The organism is Fibrobacter sp., from assembly GCF_017545445.1.
GTDB lineage: Bacteria > Fibrobacterota > Fibrobacteria > Fibrobacterales > Fibrobacteraceae > Fibrobacter.
Map to the genome: position 1 here is coordinate 1 of NZ_JAFWOM010000004.1, position 25,519 is coordinate 25,519.

25 protein-coding genes and 1 pseudogene are annotated in these 25,519 nt (G+C 46.0%); 20 read left to right on the plus strand and 6 right to left on the minus strand.

Features of this window, described 5'->3' with window-relative positions:
• Positions 1-182: 182 nt before the first annotated feature.
• From IKG78_RS00215 to recQ, 7 genes and pseudogenes are all read left to right on the plus strand, one after another.
• Positions 183-923 (plus strand): annotated as a pseudogene (locus IKG78_RS00215) (PDDEXK nuclease domain-containing protein); the annotation flags it as partial.
• A 187-nt stretch (positions 924-1,110) separates the two neighbouring features.
• Positions 1,111-1,329, plus strand: coding sequence for a DUF3791 domain-containing protein (locus IKG78_RS00220; RefSeq protein WP_290937931.1), 219 nt, complete (start codon positions 1,111-1,113; stop codon positions 1,327-1,329).
• A 452-nt stretch (positions 1,330-1,781) separates the two neighbouring features.
• Positions 1,782-1,988: a helix-turn-helix transcriptional regulator gene (locus tag IKG78_RS00225; protein WP_290937932.1), complete on the plus strand. Its 207-nt coding sequence runs from the start codon at positions 1,782-1,784 to the stop codon at positions 1,986-1,988.
• Positions 1,981-2,313: a HipA N-terminal domain-containing protein gene (locus IKG78_RS00230; protein ID WP_290937934.1), complete on the plus strand. Its 333-nt coding sequence runs from the start codon at positions 1,981-1,983 to the stop codon at positions 2,311-2,313. Before IKG78_RS00225 ends, IKG78_RS00230 begins: the two co-directional genes overlap by 8 nt.
• Positions 2,313-3,314 carry a HipA domain-containing protein gene (locus IKG78_RS00235; RefSeq protein ID WP_290937936.1) on the plus strand — a complete coding sequence of 334 codons (1,002 nt, stop codon included), beginning with the start codon at positions 2,313-2,315 and terminating at the stop codon, positions 3,312-3,314. The genes IKG78_RS00230 and IKG78_RS00235 overlap by 1 nt, the downstream gene beginning before the upstream one ends.
• A 336-nt stretch (positions 3,315-3,650) precedes the next feature.
• The gene (locus IKG78_RS00240) at positions 3,651-4,700 is read left to right on the plus strand and encodes a PDDEXK nuclease domain-containing protein (protein WP_290937938.1); all 1,050 of its coding nucleotides are present in this window, start codon (positions 3,651-3,653) and stop codon (positions 4,698-4,700) included.
• Between the two features lie 66 nt (positions 4,701-4,766).
• Positions 4,767-6,662, plus strand: coding sequence for a DNA helicase RecQ (gene recQ, locus IKG78_RS00245; RefSeq protein ID WP_290937940.1), 1,896 nt, complete (start codon positions 4,767-4,769; stop codon positions 6,660-6,662).
• Between the two features lie 39 nt (positions 6,663-6,701).
• Here the strand turns inward: recQ and IKG78_RS00250 are convergent, their stop codons facing one another.
• Complete coding sequence (locus IKG78_RS00250) at positions 6,702-7,607, minus strand: lysophospholipid acyltransferase family protein (protein WP_290937942.1); 906 nt, start codon at positions 7,605-7,607, stop codon at positions 6,702-6,704.
• An 81-nt stretch (positions 7,608-7,688) separates the two neighbouring features.
• On the opposite strand from IKG78_RS00250, the gene IKG78_RS00255 reads away from it, so the two are divergent.
• From IKG78_RS00255 to panB, 4 genes are all read left to right on the plus strand, one after another.
• The gene (locus tag IKG78_RS00255; protein WP_290937944.1) at positions 7,689-8,345 is read left to right on the plus strand and encodes a hypothetical protein; all 657 of its coding nucleotides are present in this window, start codon (positions 7,689-7,691) and stop codon (positions 8,343-8,345) included.
• Positions 8,346-8,372: 27 nt separating this feature from the next.
• The gene (locus tag IKG78_RS00260; protein ID WP_173468321.1) at positions 8,373-8,729 is read left to right on the plus strand and encodes a histidine triad nucleotide-binding protein; all 357 of its coding nucleotides are present in this window, start codon (positions 8,373-8,375) and stop codon (positions 8,727-8,729) included.
• Between the two features lie 196 nt (positions 8,730-8,925).
• Entirely contained in the window at positions 8,926-9,675 is a 750-nt protein-coding gene (gene recO / locus IKG78_RS00265) for a DNA repair protein RecO (protein WP_290937948.1), read from the plus strand.
• 278 nt (positions 9,676-9,953) lie between these two features.
• A complete protein-coding gene (gene panB / locus IKG78_RS00270; RefSeq protein WP_290937950.1) occupies positions 9,954-10,697 on the plus strand; it encodes a 3-methyl-2-oxobutanoate hydroxymethyltransferase in 744 nt (247 codons plus the stop codon).
• Between the two features lie 196 nt (positions 10,698-10,893).
• Here panB and IKG78_RS00275 read toward each other — a convergent pair whose 3' ends face one another.
• On the minus strand, positions 10,894-11,280 hold the full coding sequence (locus IKG78_RS00275; RefSeq protein ID WP_290937952.1) for a hypothetical protein: 387 nt from the start codon (positions 11,278-11,280) through the stop codon (positions 10,894-10,896).
• Positions 11,281-11,333: 53 nt separating this feature from the next.
• On the opposite strand from IKG78_RS00275, the gene IKG78_RS00280 reads away from it, so the two are divergent.
• The 8 genes from IKG78_RS00280 to IKG78_RS00315 all read left to right on the plus strand — a co-directional run bounded on the left by IKG78_RS00280 (position 11,334) and on the right by IKG78_RS00315 (position 20,428).
• Positions 11,334-11,708 (plus strand): hypothetical protein, encoded by a 375-nt coding sequence (locus IKG78_RS00280; protein ID WP_290937954.1) that lies wholly within the window; start codon positions 11,334-11,336, stop codon positions 11,706-11,708.
• Entirely contained in the window at positions 11,698-12,822 is a 1,125-nt protein-coding gene (locus tag IKG78_RS00285) for a phosphatase (protein ID WP_290937956.1), read from the plus strand. The genes IKG78_RS00280 and IKG78_RS00285 overlap by 11 nt, the downstream gene beginning before the upstream one ends.
• Positions 12,823-12,845: 23 nt before the next feature.
• On the plus strand, positions 12,846-13,577 hold the full coding sequence (locus IKG78_RS00290; protein WP_290937957.1) for a pseudouridine synthase: 732 nt from the start codon (positions 12,846-12,848) through the stop codon (positions 13,575-13,577).
• A 267-nt stretch (positions 13,578-13,844) separates the two neighbouring features.
• Positions 13,845-14,675 carry a metallophosphoesterase gene (locus tag IKG78_RS00295; protein WP_290937959.1) on the plus strand — a complete coding sequence of 277 codons (831 nt, stop codon included), beginning with the start codon at positions 13,845-13,847 and terminating at the stop codon, positions 14,673-14,675.
• Positions 14,676-14,847: 172 nt separating this feature from the next.
• Positions 14,848-15,861: a quinolinate synthase NadA gene (nadA, locus tag IKG78_RS00300; RefSeq protein WP_290937961.1), complete on the plus strand. Its 1,014-nt coding sequence runs from the start codon at positions 14,848-14,850 to the stop codon at positions 15,859-15,861.
• 96 nt (positions 15,862-15,957) lie between these two features.
• On the plus strand, positions 15,958-16,638 hold the full coding sequence (locus IKG78_RS00305) for a hypothetical protein (RefSeq protein ID WP_290937963.1): 681 nt from the start codon (positions 15,958-15,960) through the stop codon (positions 16,636-16,638).
• Between the two features lie 22 nt (positions 16,639-16,660).
• Entirely contained in the window at positions 16,661-18,196 is a 1,536-nt protein-coding gene (locus IKG78_RS00310) for a carbon starvation CstA family protein (RefSeq protein ID WP_290937966.1), read from the plus strand.
• 81 nt (positions 18,197-18,277) lie between these two features.
• A complete protein-coding gene (locus IKG78_RS00315) occupies positions 18,278-20,428 on the plus strand; it encodes an ATP-dependent RecD-like DNA helicase (RefSeq protein ID WP_290937968.1) in 2,151 nt (716 codons plus the stop codon).
• A gap of 19 nt (positions 20,429-20,447) precedes the next feature.
• Here IKG78_RS00315 and IKG78_RS00320 read toward each other — a convergent pair whose 3' ends face one another.
• From IKG78_RS00320 to IKG78_RS00335, 4 genes are all read right to left on the minus strand, one after another.
• The gene (locus IKG78_RS00320) at positions 20,448-21,257 is read right to left on the minus strand and encodes a hypothetical protein (RefSeq protein WP_290937971.1); all 810 of its coding nucleotides are present in this window, start codon (positions 21,255-21,257) and stop codon (positions 20,448-20,450) included.
• 1 nt (position 21,258) lies between these two features.
• Positions 21,259-22,062, minus strand: coding sequence for a hypothetical protein (locus IKG78_RS00325; RefSeq protein WP_290937973.1), 804 nt, complete (start codon positions 22,060-22,062; stop codon positions 21,259-21,261).
• Between the two features lie 8 nt (positions 22,063-22,070).
• Positions 22,071-22,916 carry a hypothetical protein gene (locus IKG78_RS00330; RefSeq protein WP_290937976.1) on the minus strand — a complete coding sequence of 282 codons (846 nt, stop codon included), beginning with the start codon at positions 22,914-22,916 and terminating at the stop codon, positions 22,071-22,073.
• A gap of 156 nt (positions 22,917-23,072) precedes the next feature.
• On the minus strand, positions 23,073-24,104 hold the full coding sequence (locus tag IKG78_RS00335) for a GDSL-type esterase/lipase family protein (protein WP_290937978.1): 1,032 nt from the start codon (positions 24,102-24,104) through the stop codon (positions 23,073-23,075).
• 149 nt (positions 24,105-24,253) lie between these two features.
• Between IKG78_RS00335 and IKG78_RS00340 the strand changes: the two genes are divergently transcribed.
• Entirely contained in the window at positions 24,254-25,387 is a 1,134-nt protein-coding gene (locus tag IKG78_RS00340) for a PDDEXK nuclease domain-containing protein (RefSeq protein WP_290937981.1), read from the plus strand.
• The last annotated feature ends 132 nt before the right edge of the window (positions 25,388-25,519 follow it).

Here is a 25,519-nt window from a genome sequence, read left to right on the forward strand (position 1 = left end):
AGAACGTCGAAAAGTACTGATTTCAGGACTATTAATCGCCCACAGGCCTTATAGAACAAGGGGTAAACATGAAATCGGGTCTCCAAATGACACTTAAATGAAAATGAGGCCTTGTTCAGGTCTCATTTTGACACTTAAGCCAGAAAAATAGAAAGATGGAAATTGTGCAGACACCGTCTGCACAATTAAGCTCGTTTCCGAAGGTTGTTTCGCTTACATCATTTTCAAACCACGTAGAAATTCTTTGCCATTGCAAAACTAAAGAGCAACGTCTCTTCTATATGCTTTACGCAAATAAAGAGCGTCTTAATTTTAGGGAATTGAAACGTTGTATTAAGAACGATACTTTCACGACCCTTTTACGTTCAAAGAAGAATCTTTCAAAAGGGATGCTGAAAAATTATCCGCAAGCAGGAATAGCCTTTAAGGACGAACTCTTCCTAGATTTTTTAAACTTACCGCAAAAGCATTCGGAAAACAAACTAAAAAAATCTATTGTAGAGAAAATGAAGAATTTCATTTTGGAACTTGGCAGCAAAGATTTTCTTTTTGTTGATATGGAATATGTTTTGCAGGTCGGTGCATCTACATTCAAAGCCGATTTACTCTTTTATCATAGAGGCTTGCAGGCTTTAGTTGCAATTGAACTAAAAACAGCAAAGTTTCATCCTAAGGATTTGGGACAACTTGAATTCTACCTGGAAGCGTTGGATAGGGATGTGCGAAAGCCAAACGAAAATCCCTCCATCGGTATGATTCTTTGTCCTTCGGCAGATCAAGTTGTTGTCGAATATGCGATGAATCGTTCAATGAGCCCTACATTGGTCGCAGAATACAAGAAGAAGTTAATTCCGCAAGAAACGGTTCAAAAATTACTTGGTGAATACTGCGCCTCATTTGACAGAGGAAACAAGCAAGGTTAAAAAACAAAAGACTAAAAAAGATATTTTAGCAGGTTCGATAAAATTGACCGTTATACCATTTGCGGTTCCCGAGACAAAAGGGAACTTTGAAGTAATTCGAATAGCAATGTGCGAAGAAGAAAATTTGTTGAAAAGAAATCTAGTCATCTAAGAAAAATGCTATCATTACACAATCCCGAGGCCTCACATGAACGAACAGCAGCAAATCCTTTTTATGCAAATTCGCATTCTTAGAATCGCGGCCCAGAGGTTTAATCTTTCACTGAAAGAAGCTGCACAACTTTTCAAAAAATTCGATGTTCTTAGATACATCCGCGAAGGTTTTGGGATTTTCCATGTAGAAGGCGACGAGGCTGTTTTTGAAGATGTAAAGTCATATCTCAAATTCAAAGGGGCTACCGTTTGATGCAAATTTCAGACTGGTTTAAAATCAGCGACAAAACTTTATTCTCAATGGATCTTGTGGCCCGCAGAAAGAGAGCAAAAATCCAAAGAAGATGTCCTCATCTCTTTCATGGAATCAAACACAGCGAAGATGCTCTACGACGACTCCACAAAGCTCTGGTGGGATGGCCCAGCCGCAACAGCAGAGGAATACGAGAAGGAAAAAGGTCGAAAGCAACCATTTCCTTCAATTGCCGCTGAAAGCTTACCCCCAGCGTACCACTAGCCCCATTTTTCTCGTTAACCAAGCTCTTGCAATCCGAAGGCATACAAAAAGAGTTAAAACCGCAATATCTTGCAGATTTTCATTGACAAACCGTTTTAAATTATATATTTTGAAGCAAAAACCGCAATATCTTGCGGAATTTTACAACAAACAAAAATGGACTAATGGGTATATTCGGAGCATCGCGTATGGAAAATCTCGGAAAACAGATTTCGGAAAGGCGAAAAAAACTGGGACTCTCCCAAGAGGACTTGGCCGAGATTTCCGGTGTTTCGCCCAGAACAATCAACTCCGTCGAACTCGGGAAAGCGAACCCGTCCATCAACGTTTTGAACAAGATAGTGAAGCCCCTCGGTTTTGTGGTCTCATTAAGCGAGAGGGTAACGCATGAATAACAAAATCCGCAGCGCATGCGTTTATTATAACGATATTCTTGCCGGATATCTTCTGCAAAACAGCAAAGGCTACACATTTTTTTACGACTCCAATTACGCGACATCCCGAAACCCATCCATCGCATTGGACATGCCCAAAAAGAAGCGGCTGTTCCGCTCGCCTTATTTGTTCCCGTATTTTCAAGGGCTACTCCCGGAAGGGGCTAACAAAACTTTCTATTGCGAACGTATCGGCATTAAGCGCACAGACAAATTTGCAATGCTCTTGAATCTCGCTAATCACGAAACTATCGGTGCGGTTACCGTACGTAAAAGGAGTCGCTGATGGGTCTTTGCCGCTGTTGCTTAAAAGAATCGGAACAAGATTTTTGCCGAGCCTGCTCGAAGGCTTTGTTCGGCGTTTCCAGATTCAACGCCACGTTAGATTTTGACGTTCCGCAACTTGCATTTGCGAAGGATGGAACAGTCAAGAGAATTTCCATTTCCGGGGCACAGACAAAGTTTTCCGTGAAAGTCGAAAACAAGAAACTGGTCAATACAGACCGTGGCGGCACACACATTCTCAAACCGACATTGCTACCGTACTACGAGAACTACCAAGACGCACCCGCCAACGAACATGTAACTATGCTGATGGCACGCATCCTTTTCAAGATTCCGACAGCGTTATCAGCTTTAATGAACTTCAAAAATGGCGACCCCGTCTATATCACCAAACGATTCGATGTCATTGAAACCGGTGAGCATGCTGGAGAACGTTTGAGTCAAAGCGACTTCGCACAAATTGCAGGCCTTATTCCCGAAATAAACGGTAGCGACTACAAGTACAAAGGTATTTCATACGAGGGAATCGCCTCATTGATTCGCGAGAACGTGAGTGCCGCCGATGTCGCCGTTGAAGTGTTTTTCAGGATAGTCCTATTCAATTATCTCGTATGTAACGGCGACGCTCATGCAAAGAATTTTTCGCTACACAATTCCGTTGAAAATCCCGATGTCTATAATTTGACTCCTGCATACGACTTGTTGAACACGTCGCTCCATATTCCATTTGAACAATCGCGTACAGCACTAGATTTATTCAAGGACGAAGACGATTTCAAGACCCCTTTTTATGAGGCTAACGGTTTTTACGGCACTCCAGATTTCATGGAATTTGCCAAAAGAATCGGAGTTGTCGAGAAAAGAGCCGCACGCTTCATAAAACAAGCCATCGAAGCCGTGCCCGCGATGGAAGAAATGCTAGACAAGTCCTTTTTGAGCGAACAAGGCAAATTAAAATACAAAGAATCTATTCGAGATAGAGCGAAAGCGCTAGGGCTGTAGAGAATTATCTGACCTATTCAAATTTGACAATCAGTGATTGTCAAATCTCAGACACCCTATTTTTACGAGACCTAAACTTTAGTGAAATTGACTTTGCCTAAGGATGCAAATATCTACGCCTCCGTTTATGAGTTGTATCTGCCGGACAAGAAACTTTTGCAAGAAGCGATGGGTTATGTAAAATTTTATTAAATACCTTGCCAACTTTTCAAATATTAGGTACATTAATGCAGCACGTGGTTCTCTGTCAAATGGAGAATCGCGTCTTTTTTTATTTCGGAATAAAGGGACGCCTCTAACATCAACTGTCCGCAATATGCGGAAAATGGAGGCTGTATGGTTAAAAATAAAGAGAACATCCCTGCAAAAATGGTGGAGTCGCTGTTCAATAAGGTTGCGAACTTGATTGAACAAGCCCGAGCCCGTGTGGCTACAGCAATGAACGTTGCCGAAGTTTACACGAAGTACCAAATTGGGCGATACATTGTGGAAGAAGAACAATCCGGGAAAAAACGCGCGGAATATGGAAAACAGGTTCTTGAAGGCTTGTCGGAACGCCTCACGGCTCATTATGGGGATGGATGGTCTTACTCGAACTTGAGACAGATACGGCAATTTTTTCTGACCTATTCAAATTTGACAGACACTGTCTGTCAAATCTCGGACACCCCAAATTTCACATTAAGCTGGAGCCATTATCAGGTGCTCATGCGCATCAAGAATGATGAAGAACGCCGCTTTTACGAAATAGAGGCCACATCCGGGAACTGGTCCGTTCGTGAATTGCAGCGGCAGTATGGTTCAAGCTTGTACGAGCGTCTTGCGTTAAGCCAGGACAAGGAAAAAGTTGCTCGTCTGTCACAGGTTGGCAATGTGGTCGAAAAGCCCGAAGACATCATTAACAATCCGGTGACACTGGAATTTGTGGGTTTGAAGCCAGACGCGTCGTATTCAGAAACAAGTCTGGAAACCGCCATTATCAATAAGCTGCAAGAATTTTTGCTTGAATTGGGAAAAGGCTTTTTGTTTGAATCTCGTCAAAAAAGGTTTTCTTTTGACGAAGACAACTACTATGTGGATTTGGTTTTGTACAATCGACTGTTGCAGTGTTATGTGCTTGTTGACTTGAAGGTTGACAAGTTGACTCATCAGGATCTCGGGCAAATGCAGATGTACGTTAACTACTATGATCGCTATGTAAAGCAAGATTTCGAGAAGCCAACCATTGGCATTTTGCTCTGCAAAGAAAAGAAAGATGCCTTAGTAAAACTGACTTTGCCTAAGGATGCAAATATCTACGCCTCCGTTTATGAGTTGTATCTGCCGGACAAGAAGCTTTTGCAAGCAAAGGTCAAAGAATGGATTAACGAATTTGAGAATAAGTGATTCACTGAAAATAATTCTATTTTACACTATCCCAAAGTCGCACGAACGTTTCCCGAATTCAAAACGATGCCTACCCCACGTGAAATTTTAAAATCGGTTTTTGGCTACGATTCCTTCCGCCCCATGCAGGAAGATATCATCAACCATGTTGTCGCACACAACGACGCTTTGGTATTGATGCCCACGGGTGGCGGCAAGTCCATTTGCTACCAGATTCCGGCATTGATTTTCGATGGAATTACGGTCGTTATTTCGCCGTTGATTTCGTTGATGAAAGACCAAGTCGATGCGTTGAATGCTAACGGCATCGGGGCAGAAGCTCTCAACAGCAACAATGACGAAAGCGAAAACGCGGCAATCCGACGGCGTTCAAAATCGGGCGAAGTCAAGATTCTCTACATTTCGCCGGAGCGTCTGCAACGCGAAATCCCGTGGTTGCAGCAGCATTTGAACGTTTCGTTATTCGCCATCGACGAGGCGCATTGCATTTCGCAATGGGGGCACGATTTTCGGCCAGAATACACGCAACTCGGTGGGCTACACCAAGCATTCCCGAAAGCGACCATCATGGCGTTGACGGCAACGGCAGACAAGCTAACAAAAGAAGATATCGTCCGGCAGTTGAATTTGCAAGACTACAAACTTTTCATAAGTTCTTTCGACCGCCCGAACTTGAGTCTCGATGTGCGACGCGGATATTCCGGCCAAGACAAATTAAAGACAATTCTATCCATCATATCGAAGCACGAAAACGAATCGGGAATCATCTATTGCCTTTCACGCAAGAACACGGAGAAGGTCGCGGCAGACCTTATTGACGCAGGAGTTTCTGCAAAGGCGTACCATGCAGGGATGAGCGCCGAAGAACGCAATCAAGTGCAAGAGGATTTCATCAACGACCGCATTGACGTGGTGTGCGCCACAATCGCGTTCGGCATGGGAATCGACAAGAGCAACGTCCGTTATGTTATCCATTACAACTTGCCCAAAAGCATCGAAAGCTTTTATCAAGAAATCGGGCGTGCAGGCCGCGACGGCCTCCCCTCTGAAACGGTGCTGTTCTATAATTTCCAAGACATCATGACGCTTCGCGGATTCGTAAACGAAAGCGGACAAAGAGAAATCAACTCCGAAAAGTTGGACCGCATGCAGGAATACGCCGAATCGCAAGTCTGCCGCCGCCGCATTTTGCTGAACTACTTCGGCGAGAACAATAGCAGCAACTGCGGCAACTGCGACATCTGCAAGCATCCGCCACAACGGTTTAACGGCACCATCCTCGTGCAAAAGGCACTCTCGGCCATCAAGCGAACGGGCGAACATGTCGGCTTTTCGATGACCGCAGAAATCCTCAAAGGGTTCCGCAGCGAAGAGATTGTCCAGAACGGTTACGACAAAATAAAAACGTTCGGCGTAGGTTCCGGCACAACGCTCAAGCATTGGCACGATTACCTATTGCAAATGTTGCAACTGGGCTACATCGAAATCGCCTACAACGAATCGAGCCACCTCAAGATTACCGAAAGCGGAAACGAAGTGCTGTTCGGGAAGAAAAGCGCGGAACTCGCCGTACCGCCCCAAATCGAAACAAAGCCAGACGGTAAGCAACGCAAGCCCCGGTCCAAATACACACTGTCTGGAGCAGCAAGATTCAACACAGACGACGCACGGCAATACACCGATGCCCCCGACAATCCCTATAACGACCACATTGCAAGCGAAAGCAACCATGCAGACAAGACATTATTCGAAGTTTTACGGAAGGTTCGCAAGCAAATTGCCGACGAAAACAACTGGCCTGCATACGTCGTGCTCTCCGACAAGACGCTGAAAGACCTCGCCTACAAAACTCCCTTGTCGCTAGACGAACTGCAAGACGTGTTCGGATTCGGCGAAGTGAAAATTCAAAAGTTCGGGCAACGTTTCATCAACGCCATTTTGGAATACTTAAAGATGCACTAACGGCAGCACAGAAAACACATCGTAAACTCATTCCTCAATCTAATATATTTCAGCATTACAGCTATAAAAACGACGATGCGTGAAGCTGTACCAAAGATTCGGATTTTCGAGAATGCGCTGCTCAAGCCACTTGTTGAATTGCGTGTTGACAACGCTCAATTGCACTGAGGATTCATTTTTTAACGGGACTCGCTCCACTTCGACAGCATGGAGCACATGGACTCCGCAAACTTCTTCCATCCAACATATATATACAGGAGTTTGTGGGCGATGTTCTAGCAAAAAATCTGGCAACGGGTTCACATTCGCCGGTCGCCCCAGCAAAGTCCCCTGGATCGCGCTCGGGATGCGAGAATCCTGATCGGCGAGCAAGCAGAAAAGTTTTCCACCATTCAAGATCCGCAAAAAATCACGCGGAGTCTGGGCATCCACGGAATAACTCCGGCCATCCACAGCACGAATTTTACTTTCAAGAATGCGATTCAGCCACTTCGGTTTTACGGGAATGTAGCTTGCCACAAGCGGTATTCCAAGGCGGCAAAGCCATGGCCCCATAGCCTCGTAATTGCCGTAATGCGCCGTCAAAAAAATTCCACCACTCCGCATTTTTTCAAGCACCAGAGCAGAACCTTCGGCAATATCGAAATCCCAGCCATCTACACGACACGGGTAAGCAGAAAAATCATGCGGCAACTTCTTGAAAGTGCCAAAGCAGAACAAGAGTTCACTCACATGACGTGTCAAGTTTTTCAGGAGGGTATCGTAGATGACAGGCGTGACGGTCGATGCACCCAAAATCGAGTTCGAAAAGGCATCCGGATTCGTTTGCGGAAACGCACTAGCCACATGCTTCGCATTTGCCAAAACAGTTCCCCGCTTCCAACCAACAAGTTTGAGCACAGAGTAAGTTCCCCGTGCAAAGATTGCAGCCACTATTTTACGCATAAAAGACATCACGTCATAAAGATACGAAAAATAAACAAGTTTTGAAAAAAGTATTTCTATATTAGTTCATTGAGGTTTGTTATGACTGAAGAAGAAATATCCACTCAAGAAGAACCAGAAAACATTCTGCGCGGCAGAAGCGCCATCGTCTGGTTAAAAATTTTCATCGTTTTCGCTTTTATCATAGGGCTGTTCACTGAATATATAATCGTCATTTTTAGGCCCTACATGAATTTAACAAGTGCTGATGCAATACCTCCAATGGAATTCTCATCAGCAATCGCATTCCTATGCTATCTGTTCCTGCTCTTAATATTTGGAATAGTAATGTGCATTTCGTTATTCAAATTCTGCAAATGGATGTATATCAGCATCAAGACGGTACGCAATTCCACACCAACGAAATTTTCACCCATCGTAGCCGTCATTTGCACATTGATCCCGTGGGTATGCGGAATCTTCGACTACTTCATTTTTAAAGACATCCTCGCCCGTCAAGAAGATGTTATCAAATCGCACAATGCCAAATTTGAAGCTCTAAAGCCCGGGGTGCTTAAGTGGATTCTCATATTGACGATTCTCTCATTGGTTCCATCAATAATCGGCGATTTCTTCGTATGCAGACTTATCAGCTTATTACTGATGTTCCCAATTTGCCTACTCTACATTAAATCCATGAACGCCATCATCGAAAACGAAAAAACGCTTTATTCCTTAGACAATCACGAAAACACCTAACCCTCCTTTTACTACTATTATAACACTATGAGTGAAAATTGCCTTTTCTGCAAAATCATCAAGGGTGAAATCCCTTCCAAGAAAATCTACGAAGACGACGACGTTTTCGCCTTCTACGACATCGCCCCGCAAGCTCCGGTACACTTTTTGGTGGTGCCGAAGCGCCACATTGCAACCATCATGGACATGAAGCCGGAAGATTGCGAACTCGTAGGCAAGATGCTCTACCGCGCACAGCTTATCGCGAAGGACCTCGGCCTTGAAGAAGGCGGCGCCCGCTTTGTGTTCAACTGCAAGGCTGATGCCGGTCAGACCGTGTTCCACATCCACCTGCACGTGGTTGGCGGACAAGAAATGGGCTGGCCTCCGTTCCCAGCGGTTTAGACGAAAGAACGCTCGTAAAACTCGCTATAGACTAAAGACGAGAGATTTATAATGGCGCTTCGCGCTTGAATAATAAGTAGAATCAAGCTAAACCCATGATAACACAAATTAAGCTCGATCATGCCCAACTTTGTTGGTCGCGCCTCTCGCTTTTATCAGTTGTCGTCTCTCGTCTTTCGTCTCTCGTCTTTCGTCTATGATAAAAACTCGTGCCATTGTTCTGCATCGTTTTCCGTACAGCGACTCTAGCTTTATTGTTAAAGTCCTGACGGAAGAGAGCGGGATTGTTTCGTTCATCGTCAAGGGCGGCAAAAAAAAAGAATCTCCGTTCCGGGGTGCTCTGGATCCGCTCGCGTTGAGCGAAGTTGTCTTTCGACAAAACCCGAATACCGAATTGCAGTTCATCAAAGAAGCGACGCTCTTGGACTGGCGCAAGGACTTGCGAAATGATTTGCTTTGCCTCGCAAAAGCGCAAGTCATCACAGAAATGATTTTGCGCTACGCCCCGCAAGGAGTTCCTCTCCAAGAAGAATTCGAGCGGCTAGAACAAGCCATCCGCGAATTTAACGAAACTTGCAACAACTCCGCAAACACCCACAAATCAAATATTTTCGCACGCTGGCTTTTGGATACATGCGACATGTGGGGATACAACCTCGACCTTGAAACGTGTTGCCGATGCGGTCGCGCACTCGACAAACCCGCCGCAGACTTTTTCCCCGAAACAGGCGGATTCGTATGCCACGCATGCCTCGGCGTCGATACACCCCGTGCACGAACAGAAACGCTACAAGGTCTTTGGGCTCTCCGCAATGGTGGAAAAATCGAACTCCCCGAATTCACCGAGAACGCACTCCTCACCTACTTGCGCCACCACATCGGATTCTTGAAAGAAATTCATTCCCTCAAATTCTTGAACGAGACAAGAAAGCTTTTTGGTCATTAGTCATTGGTCAGTAGTCAATAGTTAGTAGCTATCAATCGTTAGCTGAACCAATGACTAACAACCAATCTCTAAGTTCTACCAAGAAATGGTTCGTCTCAAAGTTGGTGAGTTTGTTTCACTGGATCCTTCCTCCTTACAGTCGTCAGGATGACGTTCACATCCTACTGCCTACTGTTTACTAACCACTGTTTACTAACCACTGTTTACCAGTAACCAAATAGCCACAGTTTTACAGTATTTGTATATTTGCCGCTAGTAAAAATATTTAAGAGGTTATCATGTTAACACCAGAAGATATCAAAGCAAAAAAATCCAAGCACGAAATGATTTCCATGATCACCGCTTACGACTTCGCTTTCGCAAATATTGCAGAAGCCGCCGGAATTGACCAGATTCTCGTAGGCGATAGCCTTGCAAACACAATGCTCGGTTACAAGAGCACCCGTGAAATCGGCATGACCGAAATGCTCATCTTCACAGCAGCCGTCTGCCGTGGCGCCCCAAACACTCACGTAGTCGCCGACATGCCCTACTTGAGCGACAAAGATCCGCAAACCGCTTACGACAACGCCCGCCGTCTCATGGATGTGGGAGCCTCTAGCGTAAAAATTGAAGGCACACCCGCTGGCGTTCTCGAGTTCTTGCACGAAAAAGGAATTCCCGTCTGCGGGCATCTTGGACTTTTACCGCAGACCGCAGAAAACTTCAAGCAGAAAGGCCGCACCGAAGAAGAAGCTCGCGCCATTGAAGAAGCCGCCAAGTTTGTAGAAGGGCTTTGCTTCGAAACCGTTCTCGAGCACATTCCCGAAGAACTCGGCAAAAAAATCACCGACGAAATCAGCATTCCCACCATTGGCATCGGTGGCGGCAAGTTCACAGACGGTCACGTTCTCGTGATGCATGACGCTCTCGGAATGCATCCGAATAAAATTCCACCGTTCGCTACAAAATTCGTAGATATGTATTCTGTTGGTGTTCAAGGAGTTAAGAAATACATCGAAAGTGTACACGCCAAAGCATAGCGTTATATTATTCTAAATAAATTTTAATATAAAGTAATAAAAATTTTATTTAAAAAAATCGATCTCATTGAATTTTTCATGAGATCGATTTTATTTTATTTAAAATCATTTCGTACTAACCATTTTTGATACAAAATTTTTCTAAAAAAAATTTGAAAAAATTTAAAATAACTGTTGATTATTTGTGAAAAAGAAGTTATTTTTCAGATATCAAACAATAAAATAACATAAAAGGAAGAAAAAAAATGGCTGAAACAAAAACTGAAACGAAACCGGCTGCTAAAAAAGCCCCTACAAAGAAACCGACTGCTAAAAAGCCGCCTAGCAAAAAGAAGCCAGTTGCCGCTGCTAAGAAGCCTGCCGCTAAAAAGCCAGCTCCAGCTAAGAAGCCCGCTGCCGCTAAGAAGCCCGCTGCCGCTAAGAAGCCCGCTGCCGCTAAGAAGCCTGCCGCTGCTAAGAAGCCCGCTGCTGCTAAGAAGCCTGCCGCTGCTAAAAAGCCGGCTGCTGCTAAGAAGTAATCTTCTTTTTGCCCCAACGATTTTGGCCCGCAGATTTCTGCGGGTCTTTTTCTTTTTTCAGCCATTAAACAAATTTGCACCTTTGGCGCTGAACCACACGTTTACTATTTTTGTTAGTATGATTTCAGAAAAAGATTTGACCAACTCGCTAAACATTCCCTACGAAGAACGCATCAATCGCATCGAAAAGATGGTCGAAGCAGAAGCGGAACCGAAAGCATTCGAGCTCGGGCTTTTGCTTGCACTCAAGATGGGGCAGGAAATCCGCGATAGGAAGCCGCTTGGCAGCACTACAAGCGACCTCGTAGCCGGTTGGACTTCCAAATATCCGGAAAGCGTTGTCGAAGAAGCCATTTCACACGCAAGGCAGTTCCTCACAAATCCGGGAACTCTCGCTGAAAAGATGAAAAACATCATATTGAAAATGAAGCAAAGCGAAACTGAAAGCGAGAGTGAAAATAAAGAAACTGGCGAGGATCAAAGTGGAAAATAGACTCCAAGCAACCATCGACATTGGGAGTCACAGTTGCATTCTACTGATTGCAGCTTTTGATGACGTTCCCTTAGAAGTTGCAAAACCCGTTGAATCCGCCGAGATAAAAAACGAAACGGAAGTTCCCGCTGAAAATGACGAAGCGACTGAAAATGTCGCATCTACAGAAGCAGAAACTCCATCAACTTCTGAAAACGAAAATAACGAATCTACAACTCCGGCAGAGCAAGCAACGACATCTGAAGCGCCGACCGCTCCGGCGACCCGCAAAGTCCTCATTCCGAAACTGCAAAAAGTAGAAGTCTGCCGCCTTGGTGAAGATATTTACGAACACGGAAAAATCACGCCAGAGCGCATCCATGAACTTGTGCAAATCATGACCAAGTTCCGCATGGACTTGCACGCTCTCGGCGCTGACCTCAAAGCAGTCGCCATGACAGAAGCCATGCGCAAAGCCGAGAATCCAGACGAAGTCATCGAAGCTGTAGAAAAAGCCGTGTGGGTCAAGCCGCGCGTCATCACCGGCGAAGAAGAAGGCAAGCTCACCTACCGTTCCGTCAAGGAATGGCACGGTTCAGGCTTTGTCACCATTGACATTGGCGGCGGTTCCACGGAACTCAGCAATGGCGAAACGACGTTCTCGATTCCGGTGGGAGCCCTCAAGATGTTCAAGGCGATGGGTCCGATTCCCGGTCCGGAATACAAGAAGTTTATCAAGGAAACATTCAAGGATTTGTCATTCAAGGGCATGACGAAAAAGCCTATTTACCTTATCGGTGGAACAGGCACTGCACTTGCAATGGTGTTCTTGAATAAACAAGTGTTCGACTACAAAGCCATCGAAGGACTTGAATTGAGTCTTTCCGATCTCGAAGCCGTCACCACGCGAATCACGAACCTTTCAAAAGAACTCCGCGCCATGCTTCCGGGGCTTGAAAATGGTCGCCACGAAGTCATTATCTGTGGACTTTTCTGGTTGCGCTCGCTTCTTGAAAAACTCCGCGTTAACACGTTCAAAATCAGCACGGCAGGGCTGCGATTCGGCTTGCTCTACCCGCCCGAAAAAGAACCAGAACAAAAGCCGAAGAAGAAACCCGCTTTTTTGAAAAGTTAGTTGTTAGTCATTAGTTATTAATTATGCGTATAAACAAGTACATTTCTCTCAGTGGTTTCGCTAGCCGCCGTGCAGCAGACGAACTCGTCGCAGAAGGTCGCGTTCAAGTGAACGGAGAAACCATCTCCGACCTCGGTCATCAAGTGGATGAAACGAAAGACCAAGTGACGATCGATGGCAAGCTCCTCAAAGTTTCCACGAACAAGAAAAGCAAAGTCATCATGTTGCATAAGCCCGCTGGTTGCGTCTGCACCAAAGACGATCCGCAAGGTCGCCGCACAGTTTATGACTACTTGCCGCCAGGCTACCAGACGTTCAAATACGTCGGGCGACTCGACTTGCAGAGCCGCGGTCTATTGCTTTTCACCGACGATGGCGAATTGCTTTACCGCCTCACGCACCCGAGCTTCGAAGTGCCACGCAGTTACTACGTATGGACAACACGACCGCTCAGCGAATCAGCGGCCCAGCGACTTGTCGAAGGCGTAGATATCCGCGACCCCGAAGATCCGGACGCACCAGAAGAAATTGCATTTGCCACAGACGTTTATCTCGAAAACGGATTTGCAGAACTTGTGCTCATCGAAGGCAAGAACCGCGAAATCCGCCGCATGATGCGAGCTGTCGGTTACGAAATCCGCGACCTCAAGCGCGTAAGCTATTGCCAAATCCAGCTCGGCGACTTGCCCGCAGGCGAATACCGCGAACTTACTGCAAACGAACTCAACAAATTGCGACAAGCAGTGCATTTATAGACGAAAGAACGCCGCTATGCGGCTACAGACTAGAGACGAAAGACGAGAGAGAGGCGAGAGTCACATCGGCAAGTACGATTGCCGATATAACCGAGCCGAAAAGTTTTGACTCGAAGAGTAAAGACGAGAGATTATAGCAATGTGCAACGAGCAAAAAATTTTTACTAGGCGGCGAAGCCGCGATTATTCCTCTCTCGTCTCTAGTCTCTCGTCTTTCGTCTAATTAAACCTCATTACCTAACCACTAACCACCAACCACTAGCCACTTTGACAAAACGTACTCTCTACATCGGCGATGTGCACGGCTGTGCGGATGAACTTTCCGAGATGATCGACAAGTTCGGCTTCGTTCGTGGAAGCGATACGCTGTACCAGACCGGCGACATCATCAACAAAGGCCCCGACACGCTGCGTTCCATCCGCATCGTCGAAGAACTCGGTATTTTGACCGTTCGCGGAAACCACGAGGAACACCTCGTCCGCATGATGGAAACTCCACAAAGCCAATGGACCGAAAAGCAACGGAAACGATTCAAGGCGCTCTCGCTCGACGAATGGGTCTATATCCGCGATACCGTGAAGAATTGGCCGCTTTGGCGAGACACGCCGCATGCATTGCTCGTGCACGCAGGCCTTGAACCGGGCAAGACGCGTCTCGAAGACATGAGTCCCGAAGTGCTCCTTTCCATCCGTTATTGGAATGACAAGCCGTGGTTTGAACAAGTGAAGTGGGAAAAGAAAGTTGTCTTTGGACATTGGGCCAAGATGGGCTTTGTGAACATCCCCGGATTCATTGGTCTCGATTCCGGTTGCTGCTACGGCAAGGCTCTCACCGCCTGGTGCCCCGAAGAAGACAAGTTCTACACCGTCAAAGCACTCCGCGAATACACGCCCGTCAAAGACAAAGCGAAAGAATCCGAAGTCGCCCCCTGCAAAGTGCTTGGCGACAACACCCCCGATTCTATTCCGCCAAAAACGTTCGACGAAATCAAGGCACGCATCGCAAGCGGAGACATCGCCCGCAAAGACGAAACCACCGAAGAAAAAAACATCCGCGAAGCAAGCCCCTCCATCAGCGCCGAATGGGCGGGGTATTAGCGCCTACGGCGCAGTAAACAGTAGACAGTAGGCAGTAGACAGGATTAGTTTGGCGGCAAAGCCGCGATTATAAAAAAACTTCCTACTTCCTACCGCCTACTTCCTACTAACCACTAACCACCAACCACTCTAATTTCTATCTTTACACTAGGCATTTAACCACGGAACAACAATGACAGCAGAAGAACTTTACAATCGTCTCAAGTCCGTCAAGCCGGGCGCAGCCCTTTGCACCTACACTATGGAAAAGGTGGAAAAGATGCTCCCGCTCATCAACGAAATCAACGAGCTCAAAAAGCAGCAGGACACCGTTATCCTCGCCCACAGCTACTGCGCTCCTGAAATTCTTTTGGGCGTTGCCGACTTCACGGGCGATAGCTTTAAGCTCAGCAAGGACGCCACCACAGTCCAGCAAAAGACGATCCTCTTCTCTGCAGTGCGTTTCATGGGCGAAACCGCCAAGATTTTGAACCCGCAGAAGGATGTGATTATCCCGGGCCCGCTTACAGGTTGTAGCCTCGCCGATTCCATTACCGGCAAGGACGTCGAAGAACTCCGCAAGCAAAATCCGGACTACACGTTTGTCTGCTACATCAACACGACTGCCGACGTGAAGGCCGCCTGCGACGTCTGCGTGACTAGCGGTAACGTGATGCACATCGTCGAAACGATTCCGTCCGACAAGATTTTCTTTGTGCCAGACGCCCTCATGGGTCAGAACATCATCGACGAAATGAAGCGTCGCGGTGTCAGGAAGGACATCAAGCTCTATAACGGTTGCTGCTACGTTCACGAAAACTACGACCCGGACTTGATCCAGTTCTTCCGTAGCCAAAACCCGAATCTCAAGGTGATTAGCCACCCGGAATGCAACCCGTCTGTCGCCATGCTCAGCGACTACGTCGGAAGCACCGGTCAGATGGTGAGCTACATCAACCAACAGCCCAAAGACAGCTGCATTTTGCTCCTCACGGAATGCGGTCTCAACGCACGCATGCACTACGAGCACCCCGATATGAACTTTATTGGTAGTTGCTGCATGTGCAAGTACATGAAGTCGAACTCGCTCGAAAACATCTTGGAAGCACTTCGTCACCCCGAAAAGGCAGAGCACATTTCGCTTGACGAAGGCGTACGCGTGAAGGCCAAGAAGTGCATCGACGCGATGTTCAAATACGCAGAATAACCCACTATAATAAATTACAGTTCACAACAAGCGGCCATCAAAATTCTATCTTTATTGCAACTCTATTGGGATACAAAATTCTTGGGGGTAAAAAAGATGAAAAAAATTTTATTGGCCGTCGTTTTATTGTGCGCCACAGCTTTCGCTCAGCCAGACGGTAGTGATTTTACCTACTGGCCGCGTTCCTATTTTGCAAGCATCGGTTTCGGAGTCATCGCCAACCGTGGTGATTTTTTTGACAAAACCCTAAAAATCAAGGGTGATGACGACATAACAGAAACAGTCAATTTGCCCCAAACCAAAGTCCTCATGTCCCCCAACTACAACATTGGCGTGAACATTCGAGAATTTTCACTTGCAGCAACATTCCAGTACTGGTCTATGAACGTCGCCATTAACAACCTTCCAAATAATATCTCAGAACAAAAAATGCGTTTTTGGAGATTGGGAGCGGATTTCACTTACAACTTTTTCTACCCCGAATTTTTTCAAGTCGGTGTAGGCCTTGGATACTCATTCTCTTCGCTAAATATCAAGGATAATGCGACAAGCACAGAATTGGGACTCACAGATTCAGAACTAATGGGTTCATCAATCGCACTCCTCACAAACGTACGTTATTACATTACGGATTTCTTTTGCCTAAATCCGTCTTTGCACTTTTACGAGACTTGGTATAAAGCAGTCAATACAAAAAATGCAGGGACTCAGGATTTAAAAAGTTACGTATGGCAAACTTACATAGCCATATCCATGAACTTAATGGTCCAGTTTTAATTAACTAAAGAAGGCACAAAAAATGATAACATTCCTAATTGGTGTTGCAATCCTCATCATTGGATATTTCACCTACGGCAAGTTTGTTGAACGTGTATTCGGCCCCGATGACCGCAAGACTCCGGCGCTTGCGAATCCGGATGGCGTTGACCGCGTCCCGATGCCGCACTGGAAAAACGTTCTCATTCAACTTTTGAACATTGCCGGCATCGGCCCCGTGATCGGCGTGATTTTAGGCATCAAGTTCGGCGCCATCGTGTTTATACTGCTTCCGCTCGGCAACGTGCTCGGCGGGGCGGTACACGACTACTTTAGCGGCATGGTAAGCATGCGCAACAACGGTTACAACGTGCCTGCCCTTTCCCGCAAGTTCTTGGGCAAGGGGCCTGCTAAGGTTGTGATGACACTGATTTCGGTGGCGCTCATCCTCGTCGGTGCGGTGTTCACCAACACGCCGGCAGCACTCGTGAACACACCTATTCTCGCCGGTAGCCACGTTTCGCCGACACTATTCTGGATTGCGGTCGCCGTCATCTTCGCTTATTACTTCGTAAGCACGTTCTTCCCGATTGACAAGATTATCGGTCGTATCTACCCAGTTTTCGGTGCTCTTTTGATTCTCGCTTCGCTTGCGATTTTCATAGGCATTGTCCCGAACTTGAACGTTCTCGATGAATTCTGCTTCAGCGATATCATGAGCAACTTCCACAAGCATCCGGCAGGCCAACCGATTATCCCAATGCTCTTCGTGACGATTGCATGCGGCATCATCAGCGGATTCCACAGCACGCAAAGCCCGCTCGTCGCCCGCACTGAAGTCACCGAAAAGACAGGTCGCCAGACGTTCTACGGCATGATGATTATCGAAGGTTTGATTGGTATGATTTGGGCTGCCGGCGGCATGTTCATTTATCACCAGATGCCGGAACTTTTGACAGGCGCTTCAGGCGTGAAAGTTTTGAGCGTTCTCGTTTCGACCGTAATTCCCTGGGCACCGATTTCGATTCTCGTGGTTGTGGGCGTGATTATCCTTGCAATTACCAGCGGCGATACAAGCCTCAGAAGCCTCCGCCTCACTATCGCAGAACTCACGGGACTCGAACAGACCTCAGTGCGGAACCGCTTGATTCTCACTGTTCCGATGTTTGCTCTCTGCGCTGTGATTATTTTCTGGAGCAACTTGAACCCCGAAGGATTCAACATCTTGTGGAATTACTTTAGCTGGAGCAACCAGCTCATGGCCGTTTGCAGTTTGAGCGTTGCTGTAGTTTATCTCCGCAGCAAAAAGAAGAACTTCTGGATAGCACTGATTCCGTGCATGTTCATGACGTTCATCACGACGGATTACATTCTCTGGGTAAGCCCCGAAAACCTCAAAGGTGCTCCGCTCGGATTTGGGCTTGACTACAAGACAGCACTCGTAATCGCACTCCATGATGCCGCCATTCTCGGATTCCTGCTTTGCACTCGCGGTAAAACGCTTACCAAGATGGAAGGTTTCGATCCTGACGTTTGGAATCCGGAACTGGACGAAGGGAAAATTCCCAAGGCAAAATAAGCATTTCATAGCACATTGCATATTACAATCAATGCATGAACAATCCACAACAAATAAAGGAGATGCCCGACTAAATCGGGCATGACAACGGTTGTGGTCATAAAAGGCAACATAAAATCCATCACGTACCATAACCCGCAAAACGGGTTTACCGTGATGCGTCTTAACGACATCGAAAGCAAAAAAGTTGTTGTCGTCACGGGTTCTTTTCCGGCGTTTCAGGCAGGCGAATCCATCTCTATCGAGGGCACTTGGGGCAGCCACCCCAAATACGGCAAGCAATTTCAAGCAACCTCTTTTGAATACCTCACAACAGAAGATAACGATATCGTCGAATATCTTGCAAGTGGACAATTCCCGGGAGTCGGGCAAAAAATTGCCGAACGCATTGTCGAAGCTTTTGGCGACAAGACCGCCGACATTCTCGACAATGACCCAGACAAATTCCGTGAAGTCAAAATCAAGGGATTTCCGGCAAGAAAAGTCGAAGCTTTCCTTGCACGTTGGCAAGAGGCAAGGCACAGCCGCGAAACAATGCTGTTCTTGTACAAGCACGAAATTGTCGGCAGTGTAGCAAAACGCCTTTGGAACAAGTTCGGGCAAGCGACGATCGAACGCATCACGCAGAACCCGTACATGCTCTGCGAAGAAGTTTGGGGTATTGGATTTTTAAAGGCCGACGAAATCGCACAAAAAGTAGGATTCCCCAAAGACAGCCCCGAACGGTTCCAAGCGGCATTGCTTTACACGCTCCAAGAATCCTCCGTGAGCGACGGGCATGTATTCTTGCCCAAAAACGTTCTCTTGGAACGCACATTCCGCAATTTGCGGTTGCTGCCAGACGACGACGGCCCCATCAACACGCTCCTCGACGAATTCGAAAAAGCAAGCGAAATCGGACGCATCAAGCGAGAAGGCGACGACTGCTATTTTCCGCCGCTCTACAATGCAGAACAGCGAATCGCAGACAACATCAAGCTCCGTCTCCGCTACAACGAACTTGAAATCGACAACTTCGAAAACGACCTCGCGCAGTGGGAACGCGAGCACAAGTTCAGCTTTGACCCGATTCAAAGACGAGCCATCCAAATGGCGCTTTCGCGAAAGATTTCGATTATCACAGGCGGCCCAGGCACAGGCAAGACGACGATTCTCAAAGGGATTCTCTATCTCGCCCGCCAAATGGAAGAATGCGTAAGCCTCACGGCCCCCACCGGACGCGCAGCCAAGCGCATGGGCGAATGCTGCGGCGAAAAAGCACGCACAATCCACCGGTTACTCGAAGTCGATCCGATTTCGGGCAAGTTCCACCGCGACGAAAGCAACAAGCTCCAATGCAATTTGCTCATCGTCGATGAATTCAGTATGGTCGATACGTGGCTTGCCGCCTCGCTCCTCGAAGCAACACCGCTCAATGCACGAATCGTTCTCGTGGGCGACGCTGACCAGCTCCCCAGCGTGGGGCCTGGCAACGTGCTGAATGATTTATTACGTTGCACGCAAATTCCGAGCACGCGGCTCCAGCATATTTTCCGCCAAGCAAGCGGTAACGACATCGCCGACAAAGCGGCCAAAATCAACCAAGGCATTTGCCCCTCGCCTATCGAAGGTCCTAATTTCCACTTTTTACCCTACGAAACCGCCGACGAAGCCAAAGACCTCATCGCACGCCTCGTCACATACGGCATCAAAGAAAAAATCGACATCGACACGCAAGAGATGCAACTCCTTACGCCCATGCGCAAAGGCCCTCTCGGCATCTACGAGCTGAACACATTCCTGCAAAACCTACTCAACCCCGATAAAGAACGAATTAAAATTGCAAGCAACAACTGGAGCACGGGCGACCGCGTGATGCAAATCCGCAACAACTACGACAAGAACGTGTTTAACGGCGACGTGGGCATCATCTACAAAATCGGCAAGGAAAGCAAAAAAATCACCGTCTTTTACGACGACAAGACCGTCGATTACGAACCCGACGAAGTCGAAGAACTCATCCTCGCCTATGCCTGTACCATCCACAAAAGCCAAGGCAGCGAATACCCCGCCGTCATCGTCGTACTCGATTCAAGCCACAGCATCATGCTGCAGCGGAACCTCATCTACACCGCCATCACGCGAGCGAAAGGCCACGTATGGATTCTATCTGCACCCGGCGCGTTCTACCAAGCCGTGCGCAACAACCGCAGCACAAGGCGTTACACGCGACTTACCGAAAAGTTGACGTGAGGTCCGATTCTCAATCTTTTTAAAAGACAAAGCCTACAGACAAATTCGTTTCAAAGAAAATATTTTCAAGCAAGCGAGTGTAAATAAACTTGTTACTAGCACTCACGTTTATTTCATCCATGAATTGAGGCTTTTTCACAAAACGACCAAAATTTATTTCTGTACCCCAGAAAAAACGAGTCCCAATAAATCTCGTTCCAAAGCCAACCACAGCAGCAAGGCCATTTTGATTCCGATTAAAAATCCGTCCTTGATCTGTCGGGTCGGTAAGATCCGCTACATAAAAAACAGGATCCATTCGCAACTGCAAAAATAATTCCATTTGGGATTTCTGTCCAATTTCATGATTGCCACCAGCCGCATCAATAACTTGAGTCGTTCCCGAATTTCGACGTCCAAAATACCACCGAAGCATCAAGGGAATCGAAAAGGCATCCATTTCACCTTCGACATCCGTATAACTAGCAATATTTTTTTTAGAAAAACTAGAATAACTAAATCGTGCCGAAACACTCCAAAAATCGGCAAACAAATATTCATACGTTATCCCAGGAGCCAAATTCTGAGCTACAAGTTCCGCATATAACCGATGCCTTGTATATGGAGGAACACTCAAGTCAGACGGGTTATCGAGCGTCTGAGCTTCTGACACCGTCGTATTATAAGCAGGGGATGCTTCCTTAGGCTCATCATCAACATACGTTACCTTATGCGTGTCCACATAAAGCGTGTCCGATTTACTCAACTTTGACGTTGAAGAATCCCATCCAACGGCAAATGCAACCGACACCGAAAAAAGAATCGAAAAAAACAAGCAATATTTTTTCATATCAGAAACCCAATTTTATTTCGAAACCAAAGAATGCCCCCTTAAGAGAACTTCCATTAATAAGAGCAACATTTTCCGTATTCAACATCAATCGAGCTTTTTCGTCCCAATATTGATACCCGCCGCTGAGTCCAAATTCCCAAAGGAAATTTCCGAAATTTCCCACTACCCCCAAAGTCCCTTTAGCGAATCCTCCAAAAGCACACGCGCCCCGCTCTTCGTCATCACCTTCTACATTCCGTATTTTATCGTAATTCAAAGTAGGCCCGATCATAGCCTGAGCAAAAAGGGATAAACTGTTGAGCGGCACGTTCCTGTGTTTCACAGGATGTTTACTAGGATTCGCATGTGTCATCACGGATGTCACAAAATATTGTCTATAGCCTAATCCCAAGCTCCATATACTTTTAATTCCTTTCCACTCGTCCCAAAGGTCATGGAATCCAAAAAAAGCTGAAAAATTATAAATAACGGATCCTCGATACATGTTCTCTTGTTCTAACTCAAAACCCAAAACGCCAGCACCAAGCGCCAAAAGAATCAAATCCGCACCCAAGCTGCCATCAATATAAAAGTTTATCGCCGGAGGAATCGTATCCGTATCATAATACGTCACAAATTCATTTTTTTCAGGTGCATTCTCAGCCAGTTTTGCAGAAGCTTTTTTTATATAAACGGTATCTGGAGGATACTTTACAAATACAGTATCTGTCACATGCTTACGAACATAAACCGTATCGGTTTGCGCCATAGCAGCACTTGAGAAAAGCATAACAAGCAATACAGTCCATACCATTTTTTTCATAAAATTTATCATAGCATACCAACACTTATGTTAATTTTAAAATCAATCTGAATACCGTCCGCAAGGTACATAATATGATTCTTCAGAACATCCCCATGTTCTGACAAGGTGTTATATGCAAGTCCATATTCAAAACTACAAGTCACGTAATCGCTACGGCGAACAAATCCATGATGAATGTAAGGTTGGATTCCCCATTGATTACGTTGTACAACAGTCGGAACCATATCATATTTCCAATAAGGATGATACGTGTAATCCGAATTACGAAATTGAGCATTCAAGCCCAATTCTATCATCGACGATGTCTTTGCTGGGCGGAAATAATGGCGATACCCTAAGCCAAAAATGAATTGTGTTATATTTCCACTATAGTCTTCCTTTTTAAAATTTTCAGTATAATCATCCGAAGGCATCTTTTTTGCATAATGGAAATTCATCATTAAGGAATTCTTACGACTAAAAGCAAACTCAGCATTAGCAACAATGGTAATATTACCCAACAGGGAATTTAGAGCAGAAAAAATATCAGCGCCAATGTAAAGTGAATGCCGAATATAGTTCGTATCGTTGCGCAAGAACTTTGTCGTATCAAGCCCAAACGGATTGTCTTCGGTCGGGCGGCAGCAAGTCGGCACAGAAGCCGTTGCATTTAAAGCCTCGGAAGCATTCGCATTAGGTAAATCTCCGACAACATAAATTGTATCGGTTTTGGGTTTAATCGGAACATACACGGTATCGCGAGTCACCAATTCGACATAAACGATATCGTGTAATTTACCGATATCGGCAGAAAATGAATTGGCAAAAAGTGTCGCCACGCTAAAAAAAAGCAGTAAAAGATACTTAGGCATTTATCTAAAATTCCTGTTTGTTCGAGTTTTAATTTAACAATAACTTTGTCAAATCAAGTCCTAAACCGTGTTAACTTTCGTGAAGCACACAAAACAGGAGATTATCTGCTAATTTTGAGCGACAGATGGATTACAAGATGGGGCAAAAGCCCCAATCTAATGTTTTCTGTAAACTTTTTGGTATTTACGTGTCGTTTTCAAAGCACGTCCACCGGCATCAAAACTTTGTTCAAAATTACTAAAATTTTGCACATTTTCGCAACTTTCACTCGTGCGGATATTCGGTTTGAGTCCCGTCGTTTCTTGCACATCCATCGGCGCAGTCACAATCCGCGACAAACTTTTTTCATCAACTTTCACAGAAACCTTGTACTTGCCCACTCCCGAAATGGCAAGCGTTTCAAGCGTATCGCCTTCAAGCATCTTGCCGTTTTTGTACCACTGGTAACCAAAACCTTTCGGAGCCTTGAGCGTCGAGCCATCTTGCGTTACACGCAAAGTATCCATCTGCAAATGGGCATACACAATTTCTGCCAAGTGCTTTGCGCCTTCGACAGACGGGTGCACCATATCCGACAAATACCAGCTTGGATTTTCAAGTGCGCTAAAACGCGAATGCAAGTCAATCACGTTCACGCCTTTTTCGAGCCCCGCCCGCAAAATTGCAGGATTCACGCGCTTCACGACCGTCGTATCAATAATGTTCCAATCTACGTTATTTACATAAGGAGCCAAGCAAATGAAAACATGCGGTTTAGACTTCACTTGGAACGTGTCAATCAACGCTTCAAAATCAGCCGTAATCGCCGAATCGACCACAGCATTCTGTGCCGGAGTATTCCACGGTGCGTAAGCCTTGGAATCGTTCGTGCCCAGTTCAATGATTACCGTATCTGCCGCAAATTCAATCGCCGGAGCAAAACGGTGGCCCTTCCAGTACGAAGCCTGATCATCTTTCCGAACGGTTAGCGAACTCACGCCAAAATTTTCGACTGTATCGCCAGGTGCATCGCCACGCAACATCTCCTGCAAATGATGCGGATAACTCGTCTGGTCAGGCCAAGACACAATCCCGTAACCGTACGTAATACTATTGCCGACGCAAGCCACCTTGCCCGCCGCAAACGCCGACACAGCCAAAGCCGACGCAGCGACAACCGTAGCAGCCAAAACTATCTTCCCAAACATATTCATAGCCATGTAATAAATATAATCAAGAAAGCATCCGATAGATTGCGAGTTATGCCAACTTACGCAAATTAGTCGCAAAAGTTCGAGCTATTGCGCTCTTTGCACATAAGCATTATTTTTATCAGCAAAAGAAGGAATTATGTAACATGAATCGCAAGAAAAATAATTCAGAAGCAGAAACATCTCGCATCGTTCAATCGCACGACATCCACCTCGACAACGAATACGTCACATGGATTGCGGAACTGAAAGACCGTTACCGGTCCGCACAGACCAAGGCCGCAGTCAAGGTAAATGCAGAAAAGCTCATGTTCAACTGGCAGCTTGGTCGTGATTTGGTACAGAAAAAAGCCGAAGAACGCTGGGGCAGCGGAGTTGTAGAACAAGTCAGCCTTGATTTAAAAAAGGCTTTTCCAAACGCCGACGGATTTTCTACAGCAAATCTTTGGTTTATGAAAAAATGGTATCTATTTTATACCCAAAAAAGCTCCTCAGAAAAACTCTACCAAGCTGGTAGAGAATTTCCCCAGCAATTTGCATTCGTCCCTTGGCGTCACCATGTAGAAATCATTTCCAAATGCAAATCGGTCGAAGAAGCCCTATTCTACATCGGCAAAGTCATAGAACAAGGAATGAGCCGCGATGCCCTCATAAACTGCATAAAGGCAAACCTTTTTAAACATCAGGGCAAGATTAAGAATAATTTCACATGCAATTTGCCAGCGTCGCAAAGCTCTCTAGTTCAAGAGGTTCTAAAAGAAAATTACGATTTCGGCTTTGCTACAGTAAGTCACGAAATTTATGACGAAAACGAACTTGAAAATGCCCTTACAGAAAATGTGACAAACCTTCTTCTTGAAATGGGCACGGGATTCGCATTTGTCGGTCGCCAAAAAGAAATCCTTGTAGGTGGACACTCTCGCAAAATCGACCTGCTGTTTTATCACATCCGTTTGCGTTGTTATATTGCATGCGAACTGAAAGCAAAACCTTTTGAACCAGAATTTGTCGGCAAGCTTAATTTCTACGTGAATGCAGTTGACAATCTATTGAAAAGTTCAGATGACAATCCAACGATTGGACTTTTGATTTGCTCCGATATGAACAGCACTGATGTACAATGGTCATTTCAAGGCTTTGGCACACCATTGGGCATCGCCACTTACAACAACATCCGAATCAAGGACGCACTACCCTCCAAAAAACAACTCGAAGACCGAATGCAGCTCTTGCAAAAAGAAATACAACAGACCAAACGACTGATGAGCAAAAATAAGTGACTAAGAAATAACAAAAGGACGAGCTGAACTCGTCCTTTTGGATTTTCCCCTAAAAAAGGCGATGCCGGCACTATGGCCGGCATGACATTCTCAAAGCGAAGCGACCTCAAAGAGCCGAAGGCTCGACCCCAA

Excerpts from the sequence above, each read along its gene's own strand:
- IKG78_RS00220 (WP_290937931.1), top strand. The coding sequence starts at position 1,111 with ATGAACGAACAGCAGCAAATCCTTTTTATGCAAATTCGCATTCTTAGA.
- IKG78_RS00225 (WP_290937932.1), top strand. The coding sequence starts at position 1,782 with ATGGAAAATCTCGGAAAACAGATTTCGGAAAGGCGAAAAAAACTGGGA.
- IKG78_RS00230 (WP_290937934.1), top strand. The coding sequence starts at position 1,981 with ATGAATAACAAAATCCGCAGCGCATGCGTTTATTATAACGATATTCTT.
- IKG78_RS00235 (WP_290937936.1), top strand. The coding sequence starts at position 2,313 with ATGGGTCTTTGCCGCTGTTGCTTAAAAGAATCGGAACAAGATTTTTGC.
- IKG78_RS00240 (WP_290937938.1), top strand. The coding sequence starts at position 3,651 with ATGGTTAAAAATAAAGAGAACATCCCTGCAAAAATGGTGGAGTCGCTG.
- recQ (WP_290937940.1), top strand. The coding sequence starts at position 4,767 with ATGCCTACCCCACGTGAAATTTTAAAATCGGTTTTTGGCTACGATTCC.
- IKG78_RS00250 (WP_290937942.1), bottom strand. The coding sequence starts at position 7,607 with ATGCGTAAAATAGTGGCTGCAATCTTTGCACGGGGAACTTACTCTGTG.
- IKG78_RS00255 (WP_290937944.1), top strand. The coding sequence starts at position 7,689 with ATGACTGAAGAAGAAATATCCACTCAAGAAGAACCAGAAAACATTCTG.
- IKG78_RS00260 (WP_173468321.1), top strand. The coding sequence starts at position 8,373 with ATGAGTGAAAATTGCCTTTTCTGCAAAATCATCAAGGGTGAAATCCCT.
- recO (WP_290937948.1), top strand. The coding sequence starts at position 8,926 with ATGATAAAAACTCGTGCCATTGTTCTGCATCGTTTTCCGTACAGCGAC.
- panB (WP_290937950.1), top strand. The coding sequence starts at position 9,954 with ATGTTAACACCAGAAGATATCAAAGCAAAAAAATCCAAGCACGAAATG.
- IKG78_RS00275 (WP_290937952.1), bottom strand. The coding sequence starts at position 11,280 with ATGGCTGAAAAAAGAAAAAGACCCGCAGAAATCTGCGGGCCAAAATCG.
- IKG78_RS00280 (WP_290937954.1), top strand. The coding sequence starts at position 11,334 with ATGATTTCAGAAAAAGATTTGACCAACTCGCTAAACATTCCCTACGAA.
- IKG78_RS00290 (WP_290937957.1), top strand. The coding sequence starts at position 12,846 with ATGCGTATAAACAAGTACATTTCTCTCAGTGGTTTCGCTAGCCGCCGT.
- nadA (WP_290937961.1), top strand. The coding sequence starts at position 14,848 with ATGACAGCAGAAGAACTTTACAATCGTCTCAAGTCCGTCAAGCCGGGC.
- IKG78_RS00305 (WP_290937963.1), top strand. The coding sequence starts at position 15,958 with ATGAAAAAAATTTTATTGGCCGTCGTTTTATTGTGCGCCACAGCTTTC.
- IKG78_RS00310 (WP_290937966.1), top strand. The coding sequence starts at position 16,661 with ATGATAACATTCCTAATTGGTGTTGCAATCCTCATCATTGGATATTTC.
- IKG78_RS00315 (WP_290937968.1), top strand. The coding sequence starts at position 18,278 with ATGACAACGGTTGTGGTCATAAAAGGCAACATAAAATCCATCACGTAC.
- IKG78_RS00320 (WP_290937971.1), bottom strand. The coding sequence starts at position 21,257 with ATGAAAAAATATTGCTTGTTTTTTTCGATTCTTTTTTCGGTGTCGGTT.
- IKG78_RS00325 (WP_290937973.1), bottom strand. The coding sequence starts at position 22,062 with ATGAAAAAAATGGTATGGACTGTATTGCTTGTTATGCTTTTCTCAAGT.
- IKG78_RS00330 (WP_290937976.1), bottom strand. The coding sequence starts at position 22,916 with ATGCCTAAGTATCTTTTACTGCTTTTTTTTAGCGTGGCGACACTTTTT.
- IKG78_RS00335 (WP_290937978.1), bottom strand. The coding sequence starts at position 24,104 with ATGTTTGGGAAGATAGTTTTGGCTGCTACGGTTGTCGCTGCGTCGGCT.
- IKG78_RS00340 (WP_290937981.1), top strand. The coding sequence starts at position 24,254 with ATGAATCGCAAGAAAAATAATTCAGAAGCAGAAACATCTCGCATCGTT.